Source organism: Bradyrhizobium sp. BLXBL-03, from assembly GCF_051853015.1.
GTDB lineage: Bacteria > Pseudomonadota > Alphaproteobacteria > Rhizobiales > Xanthobacteraceae > Bradyrhizobium > Bradyrhizobium manausense.
In genome coordinates this window covers 5171460-5195232 of record NZ_CP182470.1, presented here as the reverse complement: position 1 = coordinate 5195232, position 23773 = coordinate 5171460, and the positions used below count along the sequence as shown (strand labels likewise).

Here is a 23773-nt window from a genome sequence, read left to right as displayed (position 1 = left end):
TAGCGATTCGCTGGCTGGAGCCGTCTTTTCTCAAAACACATTGAGAGCACTGGACGCCCGGCCAACAGCCGATGGGTGTCCATATGGAATTGCGTCTTCACGATACGCTGACCAGAGAAAAGCGGCCCTTTGTGCCGCTCGATCCGAACAACGTCCGCATGTATGTCTGCGGACCGACCGTCTATGACTACGCCCATATCGGCAATGCGCGGCCGGTGATCGTGTTCGACGTGCTGTTTCGGCTGCTCCGCCATCTCTATGGCGAGGCCCACGTCAAATATGTCCGCAACATCACCGACGTCGACGACAAGATCAACGACCGCGCCGCGCGGGATTTTCCCGGCCTGCCGCTGAACGAGGCGATCCGCAAGGTCACCGAGCAGACCGGCAAGCAATTCCATGCCGACGTCGATGCACTCGGCGCGCTCCGGCCGAGCGTCGAGCCGCGCGCGACCGAGCATATCGGCGAGATGCGCGAGATCATCGAACGGCTGGTCAAGGGCGGTTTCGCCTATGTCGCCGAGGATCACGTGCTGTTCTCACCGCAGGCGATGAACGCGGTCAATGACGGACTGCCGCGCTATGGCGCGTTGTCGAAGCGTTCGCTGGACGAGATGATCGCCGGTGCCCGCGTCGACGTCGCACCCTACAAGAAGGATTCGACCGACTTCGTGCTGTGGAAGCCGTCCAAGCCCGGCGAGCCGTCCTGGCCGTCGCCATCAGGCATCAAGGCCGAGGGCCGTCCGGGCTGGCACATCGAGTGCTCGGCCATGGCCTGGAAGCATCTCGGCGAGCAGTTCGACATCCATGGCGGCGGCATCGATCTCGTGTTTCCGCATCACGAGAACGAGATCGCCCAGACCTGCTGCGCCTTCCACCAGCAGCGCATGGCGAACACCTGGATGCACAACGGCTTCCTGCAGGTCGAGAGTGAGAAGATGTCGAAGAGCCTCGGCAACTTCGTCACCATCCACGACCTGCTCAAGGACTGGCCGGGTGAAGTGTTGCGCCTCAACATGCTGAAGACGCACTATACCTCGCCGATCGACTGGACCATGAAGTCGCTGGAGGAGAGCGCCAAGACGCTCAACGATTGGTATCGCTTTGCGGCTGACGTTGCGCCGTCCAAGCCCGCGGCGTCTGTGGTCGACGCGCTGCTCGACGATCTCAACACGCCGCAGGCAATCGCGGCGCTGCATGGTCTGCGCAATGCGGCCGATGCGGCCGGCCTTTCGGCCTCGCTGCGTCTGCTCGGCTTCCTGTCCGAGAGCCTGGCGCAATGGGAAGGCCGCAAGCGCGAGGCGAGTGGCGTCGATGCCGGCGAGATCGACCGCCTGATTGCGGAGCGCACGGCTGCGCGCGCGCGAAAGGATTTCAGGGAATCCGATCGCATCCGCGACGAGCTCGCCGCCAAGGGCGTGGTGCTCAAGGACGGCAAGGATGCCGACGGCAAGCCGGTGACGACCTGGGAGCTGGCGTGATGGCACAAGCGCATCCCAAGCCCGGCTTGCGGCCGTTCCTGCCGGCCGATGTTCCGATGCTGGCCGCGATCTTCGCTGCCAGCATCGAGGAATTGACCGGTGACGACTACAGCGAGGCGCAGCAGCAGGCCTGGATGGAGATGGCGGAGGACGAGGAGTTCGGCAAGCACCTCGCGTCCGACCTGACGTTGGTGGCGACGCTCGACGGCTCGCCCGTCGGCTTTGCCTCGCTGCGCGGCGCCGACCATATCCGCATGCTCTATGTGCACCCGGCCGTGGCGGGGCAGGGTATCGCAACCCTGCTCGTCGACGCGCTGGAGAAGCTCGCCGGCGGCCGCGGCGCTACCAACCTCACGGTCGATGCCAGCGACACCGCCCAGAACTTCTTCGCCAAGCGCGGCTACACGGCCCAGCAGCGCAACAGCGTCACCGTCAACGATGAGTGGCTCGCCAACACCACCATGAAAAAGACGCTCGGAGCGACGCAATGAGTAAGGAGCGCCTCTATCTGTTCGACACCACGCTGCGCGACGGCGCGCAGACCAACGGCGTCGATTTCACCCTGGCCGACAAGCAGGTCATCGCTGACATGCTCGACGATCTCGGCATCGACTATGTCGAGGGCGGCTATCCCGGCGCCAATCCGCTCGACACCGAGTTCTTTGCGTCCAGGCCGAAACTCAACCATGCGCGCTTTACTGCGTTCGGCATGACACGGCGGGCAGGGCGCTCGGTCTCCAACGACCCTGGTGTCGCCGGGCTGCTGGAGGCGAAGGCCGACGCGATCTGTTTCGTGGCGAAGTCCTCGGCCTACCAGGTGCGCGTCGCGCTGGAGACGACGAAGGAGGAGAACCTCGCCTCGATTCGCGACAGCGTCGCGGCGGCGAAGGCCGCGGGCCGCGAGGTCATGCTCGACTGCGAGCATTTCTTCGACGGTTACAAGGAAGATGCCAGCTTTGCGCTCGCCTGCGCCAAGGCGGCCTTCGATGCCGGCGCGCGCTGGGTGGTCCTGTGCGACACCAATGGTGGCACCATGCCGCACGAGGTCGAGACCATCGTCACTGAAGTGACAAAACACATTCCCGGCGACCATGTCGGCATCCACGCCCATAACGACACCGAGCAGGCGGTGGCGAATTCGCTGGCCGCGGTGCGCGCCGGCGCGCGGCAGATCCAGGGCACGCTGAACGGCCTCGGCGAGCGCTGCGGCAATGCCAATCTCTGCTCACTGATCCCGACGCTGAAATTGAAGAAGGAATTTTCGGACGCCTTCGAGATCTCGCTGTCGCCGCAAAAGCTGGCGACGCTCGTCAAGGTCTCGCGCACGCTCGACGACATGCTCAACCGCGTGCCAAACCGCCATGCGGCCTATGTCGGCGAGAGCGCCTTCGTCACCAAGACAGGCATCCACGCCTCCGCCGTGATGAAGGATCCGCAGACCTACGAGCATGTGCTGCCGGAACTGGTCGGCAATCACCGCAAGGTGCTGGTGTCGGACCAAGCCGGCCGTTCCAACGTCATCGCCGAGCTCGATCGTGCCGGCATTCCTTACGAGAAGAGCGATCCGAAGCTGACGCGACTGGTCGAGGAGTTGAAGGAGCGCGAGGCGCAGGGCTACGCCTATGAATCCGCCAATGCCTCGTTCGACCTGCTGGCGCGCCGGACGCTCGGCAAGGTGCCGCATTATTTCGAGGTCGAACAGTTCGACGTCAATGTCGAGCAGCGCTACAACGCGCTCGGCGAGCGCGTCACCGTGGCGCTCGCCGTGGTCAAGGTCGACGTCGCCGGCGAACGCCTGATCTCCGCCGCCGAAGGCAACGGTCCCGTCAACGCGCTCGACGTCGCGCTGCGCAAGGATCTCGGCAAATACCAGAAATACATCGAGGGCCTGACGCTGATCGATTACCGCGTCCGTATCCTCAATGGCGGCACCGGCGCGGTGACGCGCGTCTTGATCGAGAGCGAGGACGAGAACGGCGACCGCTGGACCACGGTCGGCGTGTCCCCGAACATCATCGACGCCTCGTTCCAGGCGCTGATGGATTCGGTGATCTACAAGCTCGTGAAGTCGGGCGCGCCCGCGTAGGATGGTGCAACCGTCATTCCGGGGCGCCTCGAAGAGGCGAACCCGGAATCTCGAGATTCCGGGTTCGATGCGTTGCATCGCCCCGGAATGACGTGGGGAGACAGGGGAGCGCGCCAATGATCGACCACATCTCCGTCGGCGTCAGCGATCTCGATCGGGCTGCAAGGTTTTACGAGGCCACGCTCGCCACGCTCGGGCTCACGCGCCTGGTCACCCGGCCGCGCACGGTCGGCTTCGGCAAGGCCTATCCCGAATTCTGGATCAATCTGCGCGAGGCCATGCCGCCAGTCCCCCCGGAGAGCGGTGTGCATATCTGTCTGCGGGCGAAGACGACAGGTGAGGTCGATGCATTCCACGCTGCTGCGGTTGCGAGCGGCGGCGCCTCCGACGGCGCGCCGGGCCTCCGTCCGCATGACCGCGTGCGCTATTACGCGGCCTTCGTCGTCGACCCCGACGGCAACCGGATCGAGGCGGTGACGTTTCCGCAGGACTGATTACAGCTTGCGCGCGACTTCCGGCGCCATCTGCTTTTCCGTCTCGGCGATCTGCGCCGCAGCCGCCTTCAGCTTCGGCAGGATGTCCTCGACGCGATCGGCCTTGAGAATGTCGACCGAGAGGCCGGCGCGGATGAACTCGGTCTGGCGCATGTGCGACAGCAGCGAGAACAGCGGCTCCCAGAAATTGTCGATGTTGGCGAGCAGCACCGGCTTGGCGTGCCGGCCGAGCTGCTTCCAGGTCAATTGCTCGACCAGCTCCTCCAGCGTGCCGACGCCGCCCGGCAGCGCCACGAAGGCGTCGGAGCGCTCGAACATCAGCCGCTTGCGCTCGTGCATGTCGGGCGTCACGATCATTTCCTGCACGCGCGTCAGCGCATTCTCGCGCTTGCGCAGGAATTCGGGAATGATGCCGGTGACGGTGCCGCCGTGGTCCAGCACTGATGTCGCGACCGAGCCCATCAGGCCCAGCGAGCCGCCGCCATAGACCAGGCGGATATTGTTCTCGGCCAGCGCCTTGCCGAACGCTTTAGCGCCTGCTGTGAAGTGGGGATTGGTTCCGGGGCCGGAGCCGCAATAGACACAAACGGTTTTGATGGTGCTCATTGCTGTCATGATGCATTGCAGCGAAGTGGCGTCAAGCCCTTCAGGTGATTCGGACTACCCGGAAATCTACCGGTAAACGGCGATGAACAATCGAAGATTCGCCATCTGGCGGGGTGCTTTGGCATCGGGAAGTCTCTATATGGGGGGCACAAATCGTTAATCGCAGCGCCGCCCGCCTTTGGTGGGCTCTCAGGCTTTCTTGATGGACCAACCTCAATCGCTAGACGGCACCGACGTTCCTGCTTCCGCTGCCGGACCGCTGGAGCGGGCCACGCTGATGGGCACGCTTGCGCATCTGTGGCCCTATATCTGGCCGAGCGACCGCTTCGACCTGAAAATGCGCGTGGTCTGGTCGATGGTGCTGCTGTTCGCGGCCAAGTTGATCACGCTGACGGTGCCGTTCAGCTTCAAATGGGCAACCGATGCGCTCACCGGGGCCGACACGGCGCCGGTGCAGGCCGGCAACTGGCACCTGTGGGTGGTCGCATCGCCGCTGCTGCTGACGGCGAGCTACGGAATCATGCGCATCGTGATGGCGGTGCTGACGCAATGGCGCGACGGCATCTTTGCGCGTGTCGCCATGCATGCGGTGCGCAAGCTCGCGAACATCACGTTCATCCATATGCACGAGCTCTCGCTGCGTTTTCACCTCGAGCGCAAGACCGGCGGCCTGACGCGCGTGCTCGAGCGCGGCCGCGCGGGCATCGAGGTCATCGTGCGCATGGTGATCCTTCAGCTGATCCCGACCATTGTCGAGGTCTCGCTGCTGATGGCGGTGCTGCTGTGGCAGTTCGACTGGCGCTACGTGGTCGCGACGCTGATCACGGTGGCGGTCTACATGTACTACACCTACGTCGCGACCGAGTGGCGGATCGGCATCCGCCGCAAGATGAACGATTCCGACACCGACGCGAACACCAAGGCGATCGACTCGCTGCTCAATTACGAGACCGTCAAATATTTCAGCGCCGAGGCGCGCGAGGCGCAACGCTACGACCGCTCGGTCGCGCGCTACGAGGAGTCGAGCGTCCACGCCTACACGTCACTCGCCGTGCTCAACACGGGGCAGGCCGTGATCTTCACGCTGGGGCTGACCGCGACGATGCTGATGTGCGCGATCGGCGTGCGCAACGGCACCAACACGGTCGGCGATTTCGTGCTGGTCAACGCCATGATGATCCAGCTATACCAACCCCTGAATTTCATGGGCATGGTCTATCGCGAGATCAAGCAGGCGATCATCGACATCGAGAAGATGTTCAACGTGATCCACCGCGAGGCCGAGATCAAGGACGCGCCCGGTGCGCGGCCGCTGGTCGTTTCCGCCGGCACCGTGCGCTTCGAGGACGTGCGCTTTGCCTATGAGCCGAAGCGGCCGATCCTCAAAGGCATCAGCTTCGAGGTGCCGGCCGGCAAGACGGTGGCGATCGTCGGCCCGTCAGGCGCCGGCAAGTCGACCATCTCGCGCCTTCTCTTCCGCCTCTACGACGTCTCCGGCGGCAAGATCCTGATCGATGGCCAGGATATCCGGCAGGTCACGCAAGCGAGCTTGCGCGCCTCGATCGGCATGGTGCCGCAGGACACGGTGCTGTTCAACGACACGATCCGCTACAACATCCGTTATGGCCGCTGGGATGCTGATGATGCCGAGGTCGAGGAAGCCGCAAGTCTTGCGCAGATCGACCATTTCATCCGCATGGCGCCGATGGGCTACGAGACCCAGGTCGGAGAACGCGGCCTGAAATTGTCGGGCGGCGAGAAGCAGCGCGTCGCGATCGCGCGCACCGTCTTGAAGGCGCCGCCGATCCTGGTGCTTGATGAGGCGACGTCGGCGCTCGACACCCACACCGAGCATGAGATCCAGGGCGCGCTCGACCGCGTCGCGAAGAACCGCACCTCGCTGGTGATCGCACACCGCCTCTCGACCATCGTCGGCGCCGACGAGATCATCGTGCTGGACCAGGGGCGCATCGCCGAGCGCGGTACCCATGCCAGCCTGCTCGCACAGGACGGTCTCTACGCCAGCATGTGGAACAGGCAGCGCGAGGCCGAGGCCGCGCGCGAGAAACTGGCTCGTATGGCCGACAGCAGCGAGGCGCCCAACCGGGAGCCGCCGCCGGTCGAGGACGCCCTCGCGGCGCAGGCGGCCGCGGAGTGAGCTTGTCTCCGGTCCCAACTCTGGCCTAAACAGGCCGGCGCGACGACCCGTGCCACCAACCCCTCCAGCGGCAGATAGCGATGTCCATTCTCGATTCGATCCAGCGTCAGATCCCGCCGATCCACAAGGAGGGCTATCCCTTCATCGGCGGCTTTGCGCTGGCAAGCCTGGTCCTGTTCTGGCTGTGGTCGCCGCTGGGATGGATCGGCACGATCCTCACCGTGTGGTGCGCGCTGTTCTTCCGCGATCCCGTTCGCGTGACGCCGCAGCGCGACGGGCTCGTGGTGTCGCCGGCCGACGGCCGGGTCTCGATGATCACCATGGCGCTGCCGCCGGCCGAGCTAGGCCTCGGCGACCGGCCGCTGCCGCGCATCTCGGTGTTCATGAGCGTATTCAACTGCCACGTGAATCGCGCTCCCGTCGCGGGCAGGGTGGACCGCATCGCCTATCGGCCGGGCTTGTTCATCAACGCCGAGCTGGACAAGGCGAGCGAGGACAATGAGCGCAATTCGCTCGTCATCTCGGCGCCGCAGGGCCGCATCGGCGTGATCCAGATCGCGGGCCTGGTGGCCAAGCGCATCGTCTGCTTCGTCAGGGAAGGGCAGGCGGTCGGTGCCGGCGAGCGGTTCGGCCTGATCCGCTTCGGCTCGCGGCTCGACGTCTACCTGCCGGTCGGCACCAAGGCGCTGGTCTCGGAGGGGCAGACAGCGATCGCGGGCGAGACCATCCTGGCCGACCTCACCGGCGACGACCCCGGCCGCACTTACCGCGCCTCTTGACCAAGACGCCGCTGTCGGGGGCCTTCCGCCGCAATGGCGGAGGGGGGCACGGCTTGCTATATCTCGCCCAGAGGTAAGGACGAGCCAATGACGCCCTACGACGACCGAGATCCAGATATTCGCCGCCGGCGGTTCCGCCCGATCCCGGTGCGGATGCTGGTGCCCAATGTCATCACGCTGCTGGCGATCTGCGCCGGGCTGACGGCGATCCGGCTCTCGATCGAGGGGCGGATGACGCTGGCCGTCTACGCCATCGTGTTCGCGGCCGCGCTCGACGGCATCGATGGCCGCATCGCGCGGCTGATCAAGGGCCAGTCCAAATTCGGCGCCGAGCTCGACAGCCTCGCCGACTTCGTCAATTTCGGCGTGGCGCCCGGCCTGATGCTGTACTTCTGGCAGTTGCACGAGCTCGGCAATGCCGGCTGGATCGCGGCCATGGTGTTTGCGATCTCCATGTGCCTGCGGCTCGCGCGCTTCAACGCCACGCTTGATGATCCGAACAAGCCGGCATTCGCCGCCAATTTCTTCACCGGCGTGCCGGCGCCGGCCGGCGCCATCACGGTGATGTTGCCGATCTATGCGGCGTTCCTGGATCTCGGGCGCTGGCCTGCGGCTCTGACGGCCGGCTACACGCTGCTGATCGCCTTCCTGATGGTGTCGCGGCTGCCGGTGTTCTCCGGCAAGAGCATGCGCATGCGGGTGCCTCCCGAGCTCGTGCTGCCGGCGTTCGTCGCGGTGATCTTCTTCATTGCGCTTCTGATCAGCTATCCCTGGTACGTGCTGTCGATCGGCACGGCGCTGTATCTTCTCGCCCTGCCGCTCGGTTACAAATCCTACCGCGACCAGGCGCGCGCGATGCAGGCCACCACGCCGCCCAGCGGCGAGGTCCCGTCGCCGCCGTCGGCGCCGACACTGACAAGCCTGTCGGAGCCGCCGCACGACGACGGCCGGCCCGGACGACTGCACTGAGCGATCGCACGCGGATATCTGCCATGAGGCCACCCGAGTTGGGTTGAGGCCCGATCTCGGCTATATCGCCCTGTGTCGGCGGCATCGCGTCAATCAGCCGCCAATCTGGGAGAGAACGCCGTGACCAATACCGCGACCGGGCCGCTGCCCGCTTCCGTCCTCGAAGCGCTGGGCCGCTATGACACGCCGACGATCTGCAATGCCATGGAGATCGTGGCGCCGGAGCGCCGCCTGATCGGCTACACCACCAAACAGTTGGTCTGCCCGTTCCCGGATCTGCCTCCGATCGTCGGCTATGCCCGCACGGTCGCGATCCGCTCGGTCCTGAAATCCTCGCTCCCGGCCGAGGAACAGTCGAAGCGCCGCATCGAATATTATGAGTATGTCGGAACCGGCCACGGTCCGCGCATCTCGGTGATCCAGGACATCGATGGCCCCGACGTCGGCTACGGCGCGTTCTGGGGCGAGGTGCAGAGCAACGTGCACAAGGCGCTGGGCTGCCTCGGCGTCATCACCGACGGCTCGATCCGCGACATCCCGCAATGGGCTCCTGGTTTCCAGGCGCTGGCCGGTTCGATCGGCCCGTCGCATGCATGGGTGCATGCCGAGAGCTTCGGCGGCGAGGTGCGCGTCGCCGGCATGACCGTGAGGTCGGACGATCTGATCCACGCCGACCGGCATGGCGCCATCGTGATCCCGCTCGACGTCGCTGCGAAACTGCCTGAGGCCGCCGAGCTCTGCGGCCGCCGCGAGACGCTGATCCTCGAGATCGCGCGCAGCCCCGACTTTTCGCTGGAGAAGCTCAAGGCCGCGCTGAAACGCTCGGCGGAGATTCACTAGTCCAGGAGCGACGTCATGAACATGCGCGGCAAGACGGTGCTGATCACGGGCTCGACCGATGGTGTCGGGCGCTATGTTGCAACCCGCCTTGCCGCCGAAGGCGCTGATGTCCTGATCCATGGCCGGAGTGCTGAGCGCGCAAAGGCGCTGGTCGACGAGATCGTGAAGGCCGGCCACGCCGCGCCGACCTTCTATCAGGCCGATCTATCGTCCATGGCAGGCACGCGCGAGCTTGCGGCGGCTGTGATCCGTGACCACAAACGCCTGGGCGTCCTCGTCAGCAACGCCGGCATCGGCTCGCAGAATGACGGGCCGCAACGACAGGAGAGCTGCGATGGTCACGAGCTGCGCTTTGCCGTGAACTATCTCTCGGGCTTCCTACTGGTCCATTTGCTGCTGCCGTTGCTGAAGGCCGCGGCGCCCTCGCGCATCGTCAATGTCGCTTCGCTCGGCCAGCATCCGATCGATTTCGACGACGTCATGATCACGAAGGGCTATAGCGGCTCGCGCGCCTATGCGCAGAGCAAGCTGTCGCAGATCATGTTCACGATCGATCTCGCGGAGGAATTGAAAAGCGACCGGATCACCGTGAACGCGCTGCATCCGGCGACCTATATGAACACCACGATGGTGCGCGCCGGCGGTATCACGCCGATGTCGACGGTGGAGCAGGGCGGCGCGGCGATCCTGCATCTGGTCGAGGGCGACGACGTTGCCGCTCGAAGCGGCCTGTTCTTCAACGGCATGAACGAGGCACGCGCCAATCCGCAGGCCTATGATGCCGATGCGCGCCGCCGCCTGCGCACGCTCAGCCTGGAGCTGACGGGACTGTCGTCCTGACGCGCCTCAATTATGGTTAGCAAAGTGTTGAGATTGATGTCGCAGAACGGCAAAGCCACGGTCGTTCCGTCGCGTTGCGCCGCTCGGTCGCATCGGATGAACTTAACCTTTACGCGGCTTTAAGGGCACCCCTCTAGGGTTCCGATGCGGTTCGGGTTGGACCGTGCCAGCGGCCAGGATGGCCGTTGTTGCGTTCGCGTTGGAGTCTGCCATGGATATCATGACCGGCGTGGGCCTTGTGGTGGGCTTTGGCGTCATCGCCACCATGATGCTCTTGGGCGGTGATCTCCACATGTTCATCTCCGAACATGCGATGATCATCATCTTCGGCGGCTCGACCGCGGCGACCATGATCCGCTTCCCGCTGTCCGCGCTGATGCACGGCCTGCCGCTCGGCGCCAAGTTCGCCTTCACCATGAGCCGGCTGTCGGCGCACGACCTCGTCGACGAGCTTGCCCGCATCGCCGAGATCGCCCGCAAGCAGGGACCGGTCGGCCTCGAAAAGGTCGAGACCGACGAGCCGTTCCTTGCCAAGGGCATCCGCTACGTCGCGGACGGCTACGACCTCGACTTCATCCGCGACAATCTCGAGCGTGATCGCGACAACTTCCTCATGCACCTCGACGAGGGCAGCAAGATCTACCGCGCCATCGGCGACTGCGCCCCGGCGTTCGGCATGATCGGCACCCTGATCGGCATGGTGCAGATGTTCGCGAACATGACCGACCCGTCCAAGCTCGGCCCGTTCATGGCAACCGCGCTGCTCGCGACGCTGTACGGCGCGTTGGTGGCGAACCTGTTCTGTCTGCCGATCGCCGACAAGCTGCACGGCAAGCTGCTCGACGAGGAAACCAACCGCACGCTGATCATCGACGGCATCCTGATGATCCGCGACTCCAAGAGCCCGACGCTCGTGCGCGAAATGCTGCTGGCCTATCTGCCGGAGAAGCATCGCCACGCCGAAGGCGAGCCGGTGCCGGCATAAGGCTGCCCGGTCCGGATATCGAGATATGGCCAAGAAGAAGCGCGGCGATGCTCACGGAGGCGGTCACGGCTGGTTCGTGACCTTCGCCGACCTGATGGGACTGATGATGAGCTTCTTCGTGATGCTCGTCGCATTCTCGACCCAGGATGCCAACAAGCTCAAGGTCGTCGCAGGCTCGATGCGTGACGCCTTCGGCGTCCAGAGCGAGGCGCGCTACGCCGGCATCGTCGAGTCCGACGGTCTGCCGACCCGGCCGCGGCTGAAGAACGTCGATCACATCGAGCCGGAGGACGCCTCCAACACGCCGACGCCGGACCAGGAAGATCGCGACCGCACCCAGGGCGCGAAGATGAAGATCGATCGCAATTTCGCACTGGCCGCGGCCTCGCTGCGTCAGGCGCTGCAGGACATGCCGGAACTGACCGAAATGTCCAAGCACATCATGTTCGAGGAGACCAAGCAGGGCCTCAACCTCGAGATCGTCGACCAGGACGGCCGCTCGATGTTCGCGGATGGATCCAAGGTGCCTTACGATCGCACCCGTCGCCTGATCGAGAAGCTCGCGGTCCCGCTCAAGGCCACGCCCTTGCGTGTCTCCATCGCGGGCCACACCGCGGCCGGCTTCGTGCCGACGCGCAGCGACTATGGTGCCTTCGACCTGTCGGCCGATCGCGCCAACGCGGTGCGCCAGATCCTCGAGCGCGAGGGCCTGCCGCCGTCGCACATCTTCGCCGTCTCCGGCAAGGCGGATACCCAGCCGTTGTTCCCGGACGATCCATCGCTCGCGGCGAACCGCCGCGTGACCATCACCCTGATGCGCGAAGATCCGCCGCTGCCGCCGAACCTGAAGCCCTAAATCCCTTGCCTACCATTTTACCTCAGGCGGCCGGTCTCCATGCTGGCGAACGTGGCTGTGCCGTCACAGCATCTGCCGCGGCTCCTGCTATGGTGGCAGGCCGATTGACAGGCGCGTCTGAAGCGTCGAAAGGCGCCGGATCAATTCCAGGGACGAAACGTTTTCCACCCGCATGACGGCGAGCATCACACAGACCGAGACCCAGGAGGGGCCGGTCACATCAGGTTTTTGGGCCCTGACGCTCGGGAGCATCGGTGTCGTCTTCGGCGACATCGGCACCTCGCCGCTTTACGCGTTTCACGAGGCGGTGAGGGGCGCGGCGCACGGCGCGCCGGTGACGCGGATCATGGTGCTCGGCGTGCTGTCATTGATCCTGTGGGCGCTGCTGATCGTGGTCACCGCCAAATACGTGCTGCTGCTGCTGCGTGCCGACAATAACGGGGAGGGCGGCACGCTCTCCTTGATGGCGCTCGGCCAGCGCGCGCTGGGGCGGCGGAGCTGGTTCCTGCTCGCGCTCGGCGTGGTCGGCGCCTCGATGTTCATCGGTGATTCCATGATCACGCCGGCGATCTCGGTGCTATCGGCGGTCGACGGACTCAAGCTCGCGACGCCCGCATTCGAGCACTATGTCGTGCCGCTCACGGTGCTGATCCTGGTGCTGCTGTTCGCGGTGCAGAGCAAGGGCACGGCGCTGGTGGCCTCGGCCTTCGGACCGGTGATGGTGGTCTGGTTCGGATGTCTCGCGGTGCTGGGTGTCATCCACATTGCCGATGATCCGTCGGTGCTGGCTGCGATCAATCCCTATTACGCGCTGCAATTCCTGCTGTCGCACGGCACGATCGGCCTGGTGACGCTTGGCGCCGTGTTTCTCGCCGTGACCGGCGGTGAAGCGCTCTACGCCGACCTCGGTCATTTCGGGCGCAAGCCGATCCAATCGGCCTGGATGTTCTTCGTGCTACCCTCGCTGCTGATCAACTATTTCGGCCAGGGCGCGCTGGTGCTGTCCGATCCCAGCGCGATCGAGCATTCATTCTATCGCATGGTGCCCGAGCATCTGGTGCTGCCGCTGGTCGGGCTCGCGACTGCCGCCACCGTCATCGCGAGCCAGGCGGTGATTACCGGTGCCTATTCGCTGGTCTATCAGGCCGTGCAGCTCGGCCTCTTGCCGCGCTTCGAGGTGCGCTACACGTCGGAGACCCATGCCGGCCAAATCTATCTGCCGCGGGTCAACCGGCTGCTGCTGATCGGCGTGATGCTGCTGGTGCTGCTGTTCCACACGCCCAGCAATCTCGCCTCGGCCTATGGCATTGCGGTCTCCACCACCATGGTCGCCGACGGCATCATGGGCTTTGTGGTGATCTGGAAATTGTGGAACTGGAAGGCTGCGACCGCCGCGGTGGTGATCCTGCCTTTCGTCATGGTCGATATCACCTTCTTCAGCGCCAATCTCCTGAAGCTGCTCGAAGGCGCCTGGGTCCCGCTGCTTTTCGGTGCGACGATGGCGGCGACGATCTGGACCTGGCGGCGCGGCTCGGCGATCCTGATCCAGAAGACGCGCCGGATCGAGGTGCCACTGGACGACCTGATCCGCAGCCTGGAGAAGCGGCCACCGCACATCGTCAAGGGCACGGCGGTGTTCCTGACCAGCGATCCCGCTTTCGTGCCGACCGCGCTGCTGCACAATCTCAAGCACAACAAGGTGCTGCATGAGCACAACGTGATCCTGACCATCGAGACCGCGCACACGCCGCGGGTCGATCTCTCCGAGCGCTTCAAGATGGAGAAGATCAGCGAGAAGTTCTCCAAGGTGCGCCTGCGCTTCGGCTTCATGGAGCAGCCCAACGTGCCCAAGGCTCTCGCGATCGCGCGCAAGCAGGGCTGGCAGTTCGACATCATGTCGACGTCGTTCTTCGTGTCGCGGCGCTCGCTGAAGGCCTCGGCGCAATCGGGCATGCCGCTCTGGCAGGACCACCTGTTCATTGCGCTCAGCCGCTCGGCCAACGACGCCACCGACTATTTCCAGATTCCGACCGGCCGGGTGGTTGAAGTCGGAACCCAAGTCACCATTTGAGGGCAAATGGGACCCAAGGGCGGACCTATGTGAATTTTGCATGCCAAGGGCCCAGAATCGGGCTAGGCTATGCCGGCAGCGCAGGACTATAAGCCGCGCGCTCTCTTCAGCTGTTGTGCAGTGAAGCATTTTTAGAGGCCACCAGGCTCTCCCATGACAAGTGACGTAGCAGTTCCCGCCCCGGCAACGGCGGCGGCCAATGGGCGTGGCGACGCCCACACCACCGTCGGTTTCGGCGCGCTGACGCTCGGCAGCATCGGCGTCGTCTACGGCGATATCGGCACCAGCCCGCTCTACGCGTTCCGCGAGGCGGTGATGGCGGCATCGGGCGCGGAAGGCGCGCCCACGACGGTCGCCGTGCTCGGCGTCGTCTCGCTGATTCTGTGGGCGCTCGTCGTCGTGGTGACGCTGAAATACGTCGTGATCCTGCTCCGCGCCGACAACAACGGCGAGGGCGGCACGCTCGCCTTGATGGCGCTGGCCCAGCGCGCGGTCGGCACCGGCGGGGCGACCATCGTCCTGCTCGGTATCATTTCCGGCGCGCTGTTCTATGGCGATGCCGTGATCACGCCGGCGGTCTCCGTGCTGTCGGCGATCGAAGGCATGAAGGACGTCACGCTGACATTCGAGCCCTACATCGTTCCGCTGACCGTCCTGATCCTGGTCGTCCTGTTTGCCGTACAGTCGCGCGGCACCGCCCGCGTCGCGGCGTTCTTCGGACCCGTGATGTGCGTCTGGTTCGCGGTGATCGCGATCGCGGCGATCGGTCCGATCATCCGGCAGCCGCAGGTGCTGCTCGCGCTCAACCCGTTCTATGCCGTTTCCTTCATGCTCCACCACGGCATTATCGGCTTCGTCACGCTGGGCGCCGTGTTTCTCGCCGTGACCGGTGCCGAGGCGCTCTATGCCGACCTCGGCCATTTCGGCAAGCGGCCGATCCAGACCGCCTGGCTGTTCGTCGTGCTGCCGTCGTTGGCGCTGAACTATCTGGGGCAGGGTGCTCTCGTGCTCGGCGATCCCGCCGCAATCGAGAGTCCGTTCTTCCAGCTGTTCCCCCAAGGCTGGGTCCGCGGCGGCATGGTTGTGCTTGCCACCGCCGCCACCGTCATCGCCAGCCAGGCCGTCATTACCGGCGCCTACTCGCTGACGCGGCAGGCGATTCAGCTCGGGCTGCTGCCGCGCTTTGAAATTCGCCATACATCCGAAGCCCATTCCGGCCAGATCTTCATCCCGCGCATCAACCAGCTGCTGCTGGTTGCCGTGATCTTGATGGTCCTGTTGTTCCGCTCCTCCAGCGCGCTGGCCTCGGCCTACGGCATCGCCGTGACCGGCACCATGGTGGTCACCGGTTTGATGGGCTTTGTCGTGATCTGGAAGGCCTGGAAGTGGTCTGCGCTGGGAGCCGCGGCGCTGATCGCGCCGTTCCTGTTCCTCGACCTGACGTTCCTCGCCGCCAATCTGCTCAAGGTGTTCGAGGGCGGCTGGGTGCCGCTTGCGCTCGGCTCCCTCATGATCCTGCTGATGTACACGTGGCGGCGCGGCAGCCGGCTGCTGTTCGAGAAGTCGCGCAAGCTCGAATTCCCGCTCGCCGACCTCGTGGCGATGCTGGAAAAGCGGCCACCGCAGCGGGTCCCTGGAACCGCGGTGTTCCTGACCAGCGATCCCCTCAGCGCGCCGACTGCGCTGATGCATAGTCTGAAACACTACAAAGTGCTTCACGAGAAGAATGTCATTCTCACCATCGAGACCGCGCAGACCCCGCGCATCGATCCGGCCGAGCGCGTCCGGCTGGAGCAGATCTCACCGACCTTCTCCAAGGTGACGCTGAAGTTCGGCTTCATGGAATCGCCCAACGTGCCGAAGGCCCTCGCCATCGCCCGCAAGCTCGGCTGGCAGTTCGACATCATGTCGACCTCGTTCTTCCTGTCGCGCAGGGCGCTCAAGCCTGCCGCCCATTCGGGCATGCCGCGCTGGCAGGACCGGCTGTTCATCTCGCTCAGCCGTTCGGCAAACGATGCCACCGACTATTTCCAGATCCCCTCGGGGCGCGTGGTCGAGGTCGGCACGCAAGTCACGATCTAGCGCCCGGATTCAAAGCCGCACTTCAAGTCGCTGCGATTTAGCTTTAACTTGCGCAAGGCAGCTCAAGCCTTTGTAGCGCTTGATTTTCGCTTGCCGAGAGGCGAGGTTGCCGCCGGCCGGGATCACTCCGGCGAGCGCCCCCGACGTTGGAGGATGATGTGGCAAATCAAGTACAGGATCTGACCCCGGACGAGGTCTCCAAGGGTGTCGCGGAAGGGCGCTATCTGCTGGTCGACGTCCGTGAGCCGAACGAGGTCGAGGCCGAGGCTTACCCGTACGGCGTGGTCGTGCCGCTCTCGACCTTCGATCCCAAGGCAATCCCTGATCCCCAAGGCAAGGACGTCGTGTTCGCCTGCCGCTCCGGCAAGCGCTCGGTGACCGCCTCGCTGGCGGCGCAAGCGGCCGGCCTGCCCTACGACAAGCATCTGGCCGGCGGCATGCTTGGCTGGAAGGCGGCGGGGCTTCCCAGCAAGGTCGGTGGCTGATCGGGTCGATGTCCAAAAGCTCTTCCCTGAACAAGGTCTTCGCCGACCTTCCTGTCACCATCTTCGAGGCGATGTCGCAGGCCGCGCGCGACAATGCCGCCATCAATCTCGGCCAGGGCTTTCCCGACGATCCCGGCCCCGAGGACATCCGCCGCGCCGCGGCCGACGCCTCGCTCAACGGCTACAACCAGTATCCGTCGATGATGGGCATCCCGGAGCTGCGCCAGGCGATCGCGACCCATTACGGCCACTGGCATGGCCTCAAGCTCGATCCGATGAGCGAGGTGATGGTGACGTCAGGCGGCACCGAGGCGCTGACCTCGGCGATCCTGGCGGTGGTGCAGCCCGGTGACGAGGTGGTCTGCTTCCAGCCGGTCTATGATTCCTACCTGCCGATCATCCGCCAGGCCGGCGGCATTCCGCGCCTGGTGCGGCTCGAGCCGCCGCACTGGCGACTGAATGAGGACATGCTGAAAAGCGTCTTCAATTCAAAGACCAAGGCCGTGCTGTTCAACAATCCCCTGAATCCGTCGGCGGTGGTGTATCCGCGCGAGGACCTCGAGCTCTTGGCGCGGTACTGCCAGGAGTTCGACGTCATCGCGATTTGCGACGAGGTCTGGGAGCACGTCACCTTCGACGAGCACAAGCACATCCCCCTGATCACCGTCCCCGGCATGCGCGAGCGCACTATCAAGGTCGGCTCGGCCGGCAAGATCTTCTCGCTGACCGGCTGGAAGATCGGCTTCGTCTGCGCCGCGCCGCCGTTGCTCCGCGTCGCCGCCAAGGTGCACCAGTTCCTGACCTTCACCACCGCGCCGAACCTGCAGGCCGCCGTCGCCTACGGCCTCGGCAAGTCCGACGACTACTTCCTGTCGATGCGCAAGGACCTGACGCGGAGCCGGGATCGCCTGACCAGGGGCCTCGAGAGCCTCGGCTTCCCCGTGCTGAAGTCGCAAGGCACCTACTTCCTCACCGTCGACCTGTCGCCGCTCGGGCTCAACGAGAGCGATACCGAGTTCTGCTGGCGGGTCGTGAAAGACTACAAGGTCGCGGCGATCCCGGTTTCGGCATTCTACGAGCAGGACCCTGTGACCTCGGTGGTGCGCTTCTGCTTCGCCAAGAAGGACCAGACGCTCGACACCGCGCTGGAGCGGCTGTCGGATGCGATACGTGGACGCAAGAGGTAGACAGAGATGACCAACGTCAGGCGCTCCAGGTTTCGCCTTGGTCTTGCGGTCGCCGCGGCGCTGACGTTGCTCTCGCAAGGGGCGCGCGCCGAGGAGCGGGTCGTCAACTTCTACAATTGGTCGAACTACATGGCGCCCGACGTCCTTGAGGCCTTCACCAGGGAGACCGGCATCAAGGTGGTCTACGACACCTTCGATGCCAACGAGACGCTGGAGACGCGGCTGATGGCAGGCAAGTCCGGCTACGACGTCGTGGTGCCCACGGCCTATTTCCTGCAGCGCCAGATCAAGGCGAACATCTTCCAGAAGCTCGACAAGTCGCAACTGCCGAACCTCGCCAACGCCTGGCCCGTGGTGACGCAGCGCCTCGCCACCTACGACCCCGGGAATGTCTACGCCGCGAACTACATGTGGGGCACGACGGGCATCGGCTACAACGTCGCCAAGGTGAAGCAGATCCTGGGCCCCGACGCCAAGATCGACAGCTGGGACATCGTCTTCAAGCCGGAGAACCTGGCGAAGTTCAGAGAATGCGGCGTGCATATGCTCGACTCCGCCGACGACATCTTTCCGGCGGCGCTGAGCTATCTCGGGCTCGATCCGAACTCGACCAAGCAGGCCGACCTCGAGAAGGCCGCGGACGCCGTCGCAAAAGTCCGCCCGTCCGTGCGCAAGTTTCACTCGTCCGAATACTTAAGCGCGCTCGCCACCGGCGAGATCTGCTTCGTGGTCGGCTGGTCCGGCGACATCATGCAGGCCCGCGCCCGCGCGGCGGAAGCCAAGAGCGGCATCGAGATCGGCTACACCATTCCGAAGGAGGGCGCGCAGATGTTCTTCGACAATCTCGCGATCCCCGCGGATGCCAAGAACGTCAAGGAAGCCTACGAGCTGATCAACTATCTCTATCGCCCCGACGTCGCCGCCAAGAACTCGGACTTTTTGTCCTATGCCAACGGCAACCTCGCCAGCCAGAAACTGGTCGATCCGAAGATCCTGGGCGACAAGAACATCTATCCGGACGAGGCGATGCTCGCAAAGCTGTTCGTCATCACCGCCCGCGATCCCGCCACCCAGCGCATCATCAATCGGCTCTGGACCAAGGTGAAGACGGGGCGCTGACACGCCGCGTGCCCATTTCCGCAAAACAACCCCATGCACAGTAGAACCGTCGCCGGCGAGGCTCCGGTCATTTGACACGTCGGGCAAAACACCAGCTCGCAGCATCGCGAGAGAGCAGGCGCCACCTACCACTCGTAACGTGCCGTCCCCTTGCCGGCGTACGAGCGGGTCACGTCGGAGAACTCTCCCTCGAAGCTCGCCGCCGCCGACCAGCCGTTCAGCCATTTCATCTCCGCGGAGGCGGTGGCGAGGGTGGAGTCGGCTGCCGGTCGCGCACCGCCGACGACGAAGCTCGCGCCGGGCAGTGCCTGAAAAGTCGCGGCGACGTTGCGGTCGGGATTGAAGTCGTGGGCCCAGGCGGCGCGGCCGCGCAGCGTGAGGACGCCGTTCGCCATGGCGAAGGATTTATCGGCGCGCAGGCCGAGCTCGCTTCGGGCGTCGGTGACGCTGCTGGCGGTGTAGGCGAGCGCGAAAGTATTGCTCCCCGAGACGACTGACTCCGCATAGGCCGGCAGGTTGAACGTCGTGAACTGACCCGCGGCATAGGGGGTGAGGCCGAGGCCGCCGGTCCACGGCGCGACAAAGCGATAGCCGCCTTCGAGACGGCCGCTCCACGCATTGGCGTTGAACTCGGCGCGCAGGCGGTCGGTGCCGGCGAGCGTCACGATGCGATCGGTAGTGACGTCCTGCCAGCCATAGGCGAGCGCCGCGGTGAGATAGGCCGGGCCGATGGTATGGCGCAGGAAGGCGCCGGCCTGGAACAGATCCGAGCGGCCCCAGCCGAGACCGCTGACGCTGAAGCTGGTGCCGCCGCCGGCGAGCGCGAAGCCGGCGATGGTGTTCGGCGAGAAGCGATAGTCGGCGCCGACAGCGGTGCCGTAGAGGCTGCTTGTCGTATTGGCCGAGCCGACCGCCGCGTTGCCGCTGGTGGTCTGCGAGCCGCCGAAGCCCGCCGCCCAGACGTTCCAGCGTTGGTCGAAGGCGGACTCCGCATGCGGCGCTGTGCGCGAAATGCTGGCGAAGGCGTCGCGTGCATCGCCGCTGCGCGCCTGATCGGCGAACGAAGCGCTCTCGTCGGCGTATGGCACGGCGGGAGCGCCACCGCCCGCGCCACTATCGCGGCCGGCGACGAACGGATCGGTCAGCAATCCCATGAACTGGCTCATGGCGCCGAACGTGGTCTGCTGCGATCCGGTCGCGCTCTCGCCGGAAAGCTGCGACAGGCCGTTTGCGGAGCGCCCGACGAAGGTGGAGTTGATGCCGCCATTGGCGTCGAAGAAGTTCTGCAGCGCGGCTGCGACTGTCTTCTGGTTGGTATTGAGGTTGGTTCGGGTGCCGTAATCGAGCGCGAAATTCAGGTAGGCGTGACCGGCATCGTAGCCGACGCTCGCAGCGAGGCCGGACGGCACGCCTGTTACCGCGAAACTGGTGAACGTTCCGCTGCGGCCACCGGCCGCGGAGACCAGCGTGTATTGCTTGGCAACGGTGCTGCCGGCGGCGATGCTCACGCCGATCCCGCCACCGAGTGTGGCCGTGCCGGTGACGTTGACCGATGAGGCCGCGCTCGCGTTGACCGTCACCAGATACAGCGCGCCCGACTGGAAGGCGAGGTTGCCTGCGACGGTCAAGGACGAGCCCGGCGTGCCGTTGCCGGCCAGCAGGATGCCGCCGTTGGCGATCACGGTGTTGCCGACGGTGCCGGCGCCGGAGAGGGCGCCGCCCGCGTTCACTCTGGTCAGGCTCGAGGATGCGATCCAACCGTCGATCTGGAGCATGCCGCCGTTGACGACGGTGGTGCCGGTATAGGTGTTGGTGCCCGAGAGCGTCAGCGTGCCGGTGCCGATCTTCTCCAGATTACCCGGACCGGCCGTGCCGCAACCGCACCATGGGGCGGTATTGAAATCGGAGATCACGCCGCTGACCGTCGTCGAAAGGTTGTTGCTGCCGACCACGAGCGTGTTGCCGCCGCCGATGGAATAGAAACCGGAGCCGGCAATCGAGCCGGCTGTGATGCGGCCATCGCCGTTGGTGCCGCGACTGAAGGAGAAGTCGGCATAGCCGGTACCATTGGTGATGAACTGTGCGTCGCCGCCCGTTGCATTCTGGTAGAAGATGGTTTGGCCGCCGGAATTGGTGGTGATGACGGCGCTGCCCGCGGTCGCACTGCCCTGAAAAACGGTCCACCCCCCATCGTTGTTGGTGATGGCGGCATTGCCTGCCGTCACGTTTTCGTTGACGCAACACCCGCCGAAAGAGGTAGTGCCACCATTACGGTTCGTGATCGTCGCTCCGGCCGCCGACGACTGATCCATAAACGTCGTCGAGCCGGAGTCGTTGATGATGGTGGCGGTCCCGGCATTGGTCGCCGCGTAAAAGGCAGTGTAGCCGCCGTTGTTGTTGATCGTCGCACGGCCCGCGGTGCTGGTATCGGTGCCTCCCATCGTGCCGAACTGCACGTTGCCATAGAGAGTCGGCCCGCCGATGTAGAAGTAATTGTTAGCGATCGTAGCGTTGCCGGCGCTGCTGCTGTTGAGGAAATAGACGGCGCCGAGATTGCTGACGGTCATGGTGCTCGCGGTCGTCGTGCCCGAGAATTCCGTGTAGGTGGACACGTTCGTGATCAGGCTGGTGATCGCCGAGGTGTCGGCATTCCGGATGTAGAGCCTGTCGTAGTTGACGACCTGACCGATGATGGACGCGGTGTGGGTGGCATCACCAAGCACCAGCGGTGAGCCGATTCTGGTGCCGCCGCTGTAGGTGTTGGTACCGAGCAACACCACCTTGTTCCGGTGGTACGTAAAGTCCGCGATCGTCACCTGGCCGGAGCCGATAATATTGCCGGCGATCGTCAGCGTCTTGCCGTTGGCATCGAAGATGCTGCCGTTGGTCGACTGATCGATCTTGAAGTTGTTGGCGAATATCAGGTCGCTTGTGCCGCCGGCCTGGAATTGGGCGTTTTGCAGAGTGACCGTGCCGGTGCCGAGCGCGCTGCCGTTCGTCGCCCGCAACGTGCCGCCGGCGACCGTGGTGCCGCCGGAATAGGTGTTGGCGCCAGACAGGATCACGGTGCCGTTGGCGTTCTTGAGCAGCAGGCTGCCCACTTGACCTGCGGCGTCGGCGATGGTGCCGGAATAGGTGAAGGTGTATCCGTTGGAATCGATCGTCGCTCCATTGGCGTTGATCTGCGCGGCATTGGCGATGGTGTAATTGCCCCCGGCCTGCAGCGTGCCACCGTTGAAGGTTAAGGCGCCGGTGCCTATTGCCGACGAGACGATCGCGCCGGGCGTGCCGATCGTGTCGACGCCGACCTGAAGCACACTGCTGCCGCCCGCCGCGCCGCACGCGGTGCCGCAGATCGTGGTTGCGCCGGTGTATGTATTGGCGCCTGACAGCACCAATGTGCCGCCGCCATTGAGCACGATGTCGCCGGTGCCGCTGATCGGCCCCGACATCGTATTGGTCGTGCCTGCCGCGACGGTGATGATGGGATCGCTGTTGATGACGATGGTGTTGGCAATGGTGAGGCGGTCGCCGGCCAATACCAGCCTGGTGACCCCGGCAAGTGTCTCGCCCATCGTCAGCGTGCCGGTGCCGAGTGAATCGCTGTTGCCGATGACGAGCGTCGATCCGTCGCTCACCGAGGTGCCGCCGCTGTAGGTGCTGGCGCCGGTGATGGTGAGCGAACGTCCACCGTCGAGCTTGATCGCGACCGAGGCATCGGTGGCGCCGCCTGTGAGGCCGGTGATGCCGGAGATCGTCACGTCGCCTGAGGCGCCGGCCGCGGTCGTTTGCGCGAAGGTCAGGCTGGCACCGACACCATTGGCAAGGCCGAGATTGCCGGTCAGCGTGCCGCCAACCGACGTCAGCGTGTTGGCGCCGCCCGTGAAGCTGATGGCGTTGCCCCCGGCACCGTATCCAGCGCCGCCGGCAATCGTACCGCTGTTGATGATGGTCAAGCCGGCGCCGATGATGCCGGCGCCTCCGATGCCTGCCGCTCCGGCCCGACCCAGCCGATAGGCCGTATAGGGGTCAGGGACGGCTACGCCGCCAACACCGCCGGCGCCGCCGGAGATCGCTCCCGAATTGTTGACGGTCACGCCCGTCGCCGTCACGACGATCCCGTTGCCGCCGTCACCACCGTTGCCACCGATAGCGCCGGCGCCACCCGCGCCGCCCGCGCCGCCCGTGATGCCGCCGCTGTTCGACACAATCCCGGCGCCGGTGACGGTGAATGCGGTGCTGCCCGCACCGCCACCGCCGCCGCCGCCCGCGACGTTGCTGAACGCGATGTCGCTGACCCCGCCGTTCCCGCCCTTGCCGCCATTTCCACCCATCAGCGTCGCGGAATTGTTCAGGCTCGCGCCGCTCAGCCCGGTGGCGGCGCCGCCGCCACCGCCGCCCCCACTGGCCGAATAGTTCAAGGGCGTTCCATCAGTCCCATCCTGTCCGACGCCCCCACCGGTGCCGCCGGCGGGAAGCGAATTGGCGCCGCCCGGGCCACCGGCTCCGCCCGCTGCCCCCACAGCGCCGCCACCGCCGCCGCCGCCGGTGCATTGACACGACTGGTTCGGCGCGCCACCGTTGCCTCCGACCCCGCCACTGATGCCCGCAACGCCGCCGGCACCGCCGGTTTGTCCCGTCTGCGCATAGTCGCCGTCACCACCGACGCCACCGCTTTGCGCACGTGCCGGGGTGGCCAGCAAACCAGCGATCAAAACAATCGCGGCAAGAGCGA

The 23773-nt window shown here is 65.1% G+C and carries 18 protein-coding genes; 16 read left to right on the top strand and 2 right to left on the bottom strand.

Going from position 1 to position 23773, the window contains the following annotated elements; translation table 11 throughout:
• Positions 1-83: 83 nt before the first annotated feature.
• From cysS to ACNJX9_RS25020, 4 genes are all read left to right on the top strand, one after another.
• Complete coding sequence (cysS, locus tag ACNJX9_RS25035; protein ID WP_439404673.1) at positions 84-1481, top strand: cysteine--tRNA ligase; 1398 nt, start codon at positions 84-86, stop codon at positions 1479-1481.
• Entirely contained in the window at positions 1481-1972 is a 492-nt protein-coding gene (locus tag ACNJX9_RS25030) for a GNAT family N-acetyltransferase (protein ID WP_439404672.1), read from the top strand. The genes cysS and ACNJX9_RS25030 overlap by 1 nt, the downstream gene beginning before the upstream one ends.
• Entirely contained in the window at positions 1969-3567 is a 1599-nt protein-coding gene (gene cimA, locus ACNJX9_RS25025; RefSeq protein ID WP_439404671.1) for a citramalate synthase, read from the top strand. Before ACNJX9_RS25030 ends, cimA begins: the two co-directional genes overlap by 4 nt.
• Before the next feature lie 116 nt (positions 3568-3683).
• The gene (locus ACNJX9_RS25020; RefSeq protein ID WP_057758409.1) at positions 3684-4061 is read left to right on the top strand and encodes a VOC family protein; all 378 of its coding nucleotides are present in this window, start codon (positions 3684-3686) and stop codon (positions 4059-4061) included.
• Here the strand turns inward: ACNJX9_RS25020 and ACNJX9_RS25015 are convergent, their stop codons facing one another.
• A complete protein-coding gene (locus tag ACNJX9_RS25015) occupies positions 4062-4667 on the bottom strand; it encodes a TIGR00730 family Rossman fold protein (RefSeq protein WP_057758407.1) in 606 nt (201 codons plus the stop codon).
• A gap of 202 nt (positions 4668-4869) precedes the next feature.
• On the opposite strand from ACNJX9_RS25015, the gene ACNJX9_RS25010 reads away from it, so the two are divergent.
• The 12 genes from ACNJX9_RS25010 to ACNJX9_RS24955 all read left to right on the top strand — a co-directional run bounded on the left by ACNJX9_RS25010 (position 4870) and on the right by ACNJX9_RS24955 (position 19038).
• On the top strand, positions 4870-6825 hold the full coding sequence (locus ACNJX9_RS25010) for an ABCB family ABC transporter ATP-binding protein/permease (protein WP_439404670.1): 1956 nt from the start codon (positions 4870-4872) through the stop codon (positions 6823-6825).
• A 74-nt stretch (positions 6826-6899) separates the two neighbouring features.
• Positions 6900-7604, top strand: a complete 705-nt coding sequence (locus ACNJX9_RS25005; RefSeq protein ID WP_439410124.1) for a phosphatidylserine decarboxylase — start codon at positions 6900-6902, stop codon at positions 7602-7604.
• Between the two features lie 87 nt (positions 7605-7691).
• Positions 7692-8573 (top strand): CDP-alcohol phosphatidyltransferase family protein, encoded by an 882-nt coding sequence (locus ACNJX9_RS25000; RefSeq protein ID WP_439404669.1) that lies wholly within the window; start codon positions 7692-7694, stop codon positions 8571-8573.
• A gap of 120 nt (positions 8574-8693) precedes the next feature.
• Entirely contained in the window at positions 8694-9413 is a 720-nt protein-coding gene (locus tag ACNJX9_RS24995) for an RraA family protein (RefSeq protein ID WP_439404667.1), read from the top strand.
• A 15-nt stretch (positions 9414-9428) separates the two neighbouring features.
• Entirely contained in the window at positions 9429-10253 is an 825-nt protein-coding gene (locus ACNJX9_RS24990; RefSeq protein ID WP_439404665.1) for an SDR family NAD(P)-dependent oxidoreductase, read from the top strand.
• Between the two features lie 211 nt (positions 10254-10464).
• A complete protein-coding gene (locus ACNJX9_RS24985) occupies positions 10465-11238 on the top strand; it encodes a motility protein A (protein WP_057759060.1) in 774 nt (257 codons plus the stop codon).
• A 25-nt stretch (positions 11239-11263) separates the two neighbouring features.
• Positions 11264-12094 (top strand): OmpA/MotB family protein, encoded by an 831-nt coding sequence (locus ACNJX9_RS24980; protein WP_057758401.1) that lies wholly within the window; start codon positions 11264-11266, stop codon positions 12092-12094.
• 172 nt (positions 12095-12266) lie between these two features.
• Positions 12267-14165, top strand: coding sequence for a potassium transporter Kup (locus ACNJX9_RS24975; protein WP_057758399.1), 1899 nt, complete (start codon positions 12267-12269; stop codon positions 14163-14165).
• Between the two features lie 153 nt (positions 14166-14318).
• Positions 14319-16247: a potassium transporter Kup gene (locus ACNJX9_RS24970; RefSeq protein ID WP_439404662.1), complete on the top strand. Its 1929-nt coding sequence runs from the start codon at positions 14319-14321 to the stop codon at positions 16245-16247.
• A 158-nt stretch (positions 16248-16405) separates the two neighbouring features.
• The gene (locus tag ACNJX9_RS24965; protein WP_026202463.1) at positions 16406-16732 is read left to right on the top strand and encodes a rhodanese-like domain-containing protein; all 327 of its coding nucleotides are present in this window, start codon (positions 16406-16408) and stop codon (positions 16730-16732) included.
• An 8-nt stretch (positions 16733-16740) separates the two neighbouring features.
• Positions 16741-17919, top strand: a complete 1179-nt coding sequence (locus tag ACNJX9_RS24960) for an aminotransferase (RefSeq protein ID WP_439404660.1) — start codon at positions 16741-16743, stop codon at positions 17917-17919.
• A 6-nt stretch (positions 17920-17925) separates the two neighbouring features.
• Positions 17926-19038, top strand: a complete 1113-nt coding sequence (locus ACNJX9_RS24955) for a polyamine ABC transporter substrate-binding protein (RefSeq protein WP_439404658.1) — start codon at positions 17926-17928, stop codon at positions 19036-19038.
• 125 nt (positions 19039-19163) lie between these two features.
• Here the strand turns inward: ACNJX9_RS24955 and ACNJX9_RS24950 are convergent, their stop codons facing one another.
• Positions 19164-23753: an autotransporter domain-containing protein gene (locus tag ACNJX9_RS24950; RefSeq protein WP_439404656.1), complete on the bottom strand. Its 4590-nt coding sequence runs from the start codon at positions 23751-23753 to the stop codon at positions 19164-19166.
• Between the last annotated feature and the right edge of the window lie 20 nt (positions 23754-23773).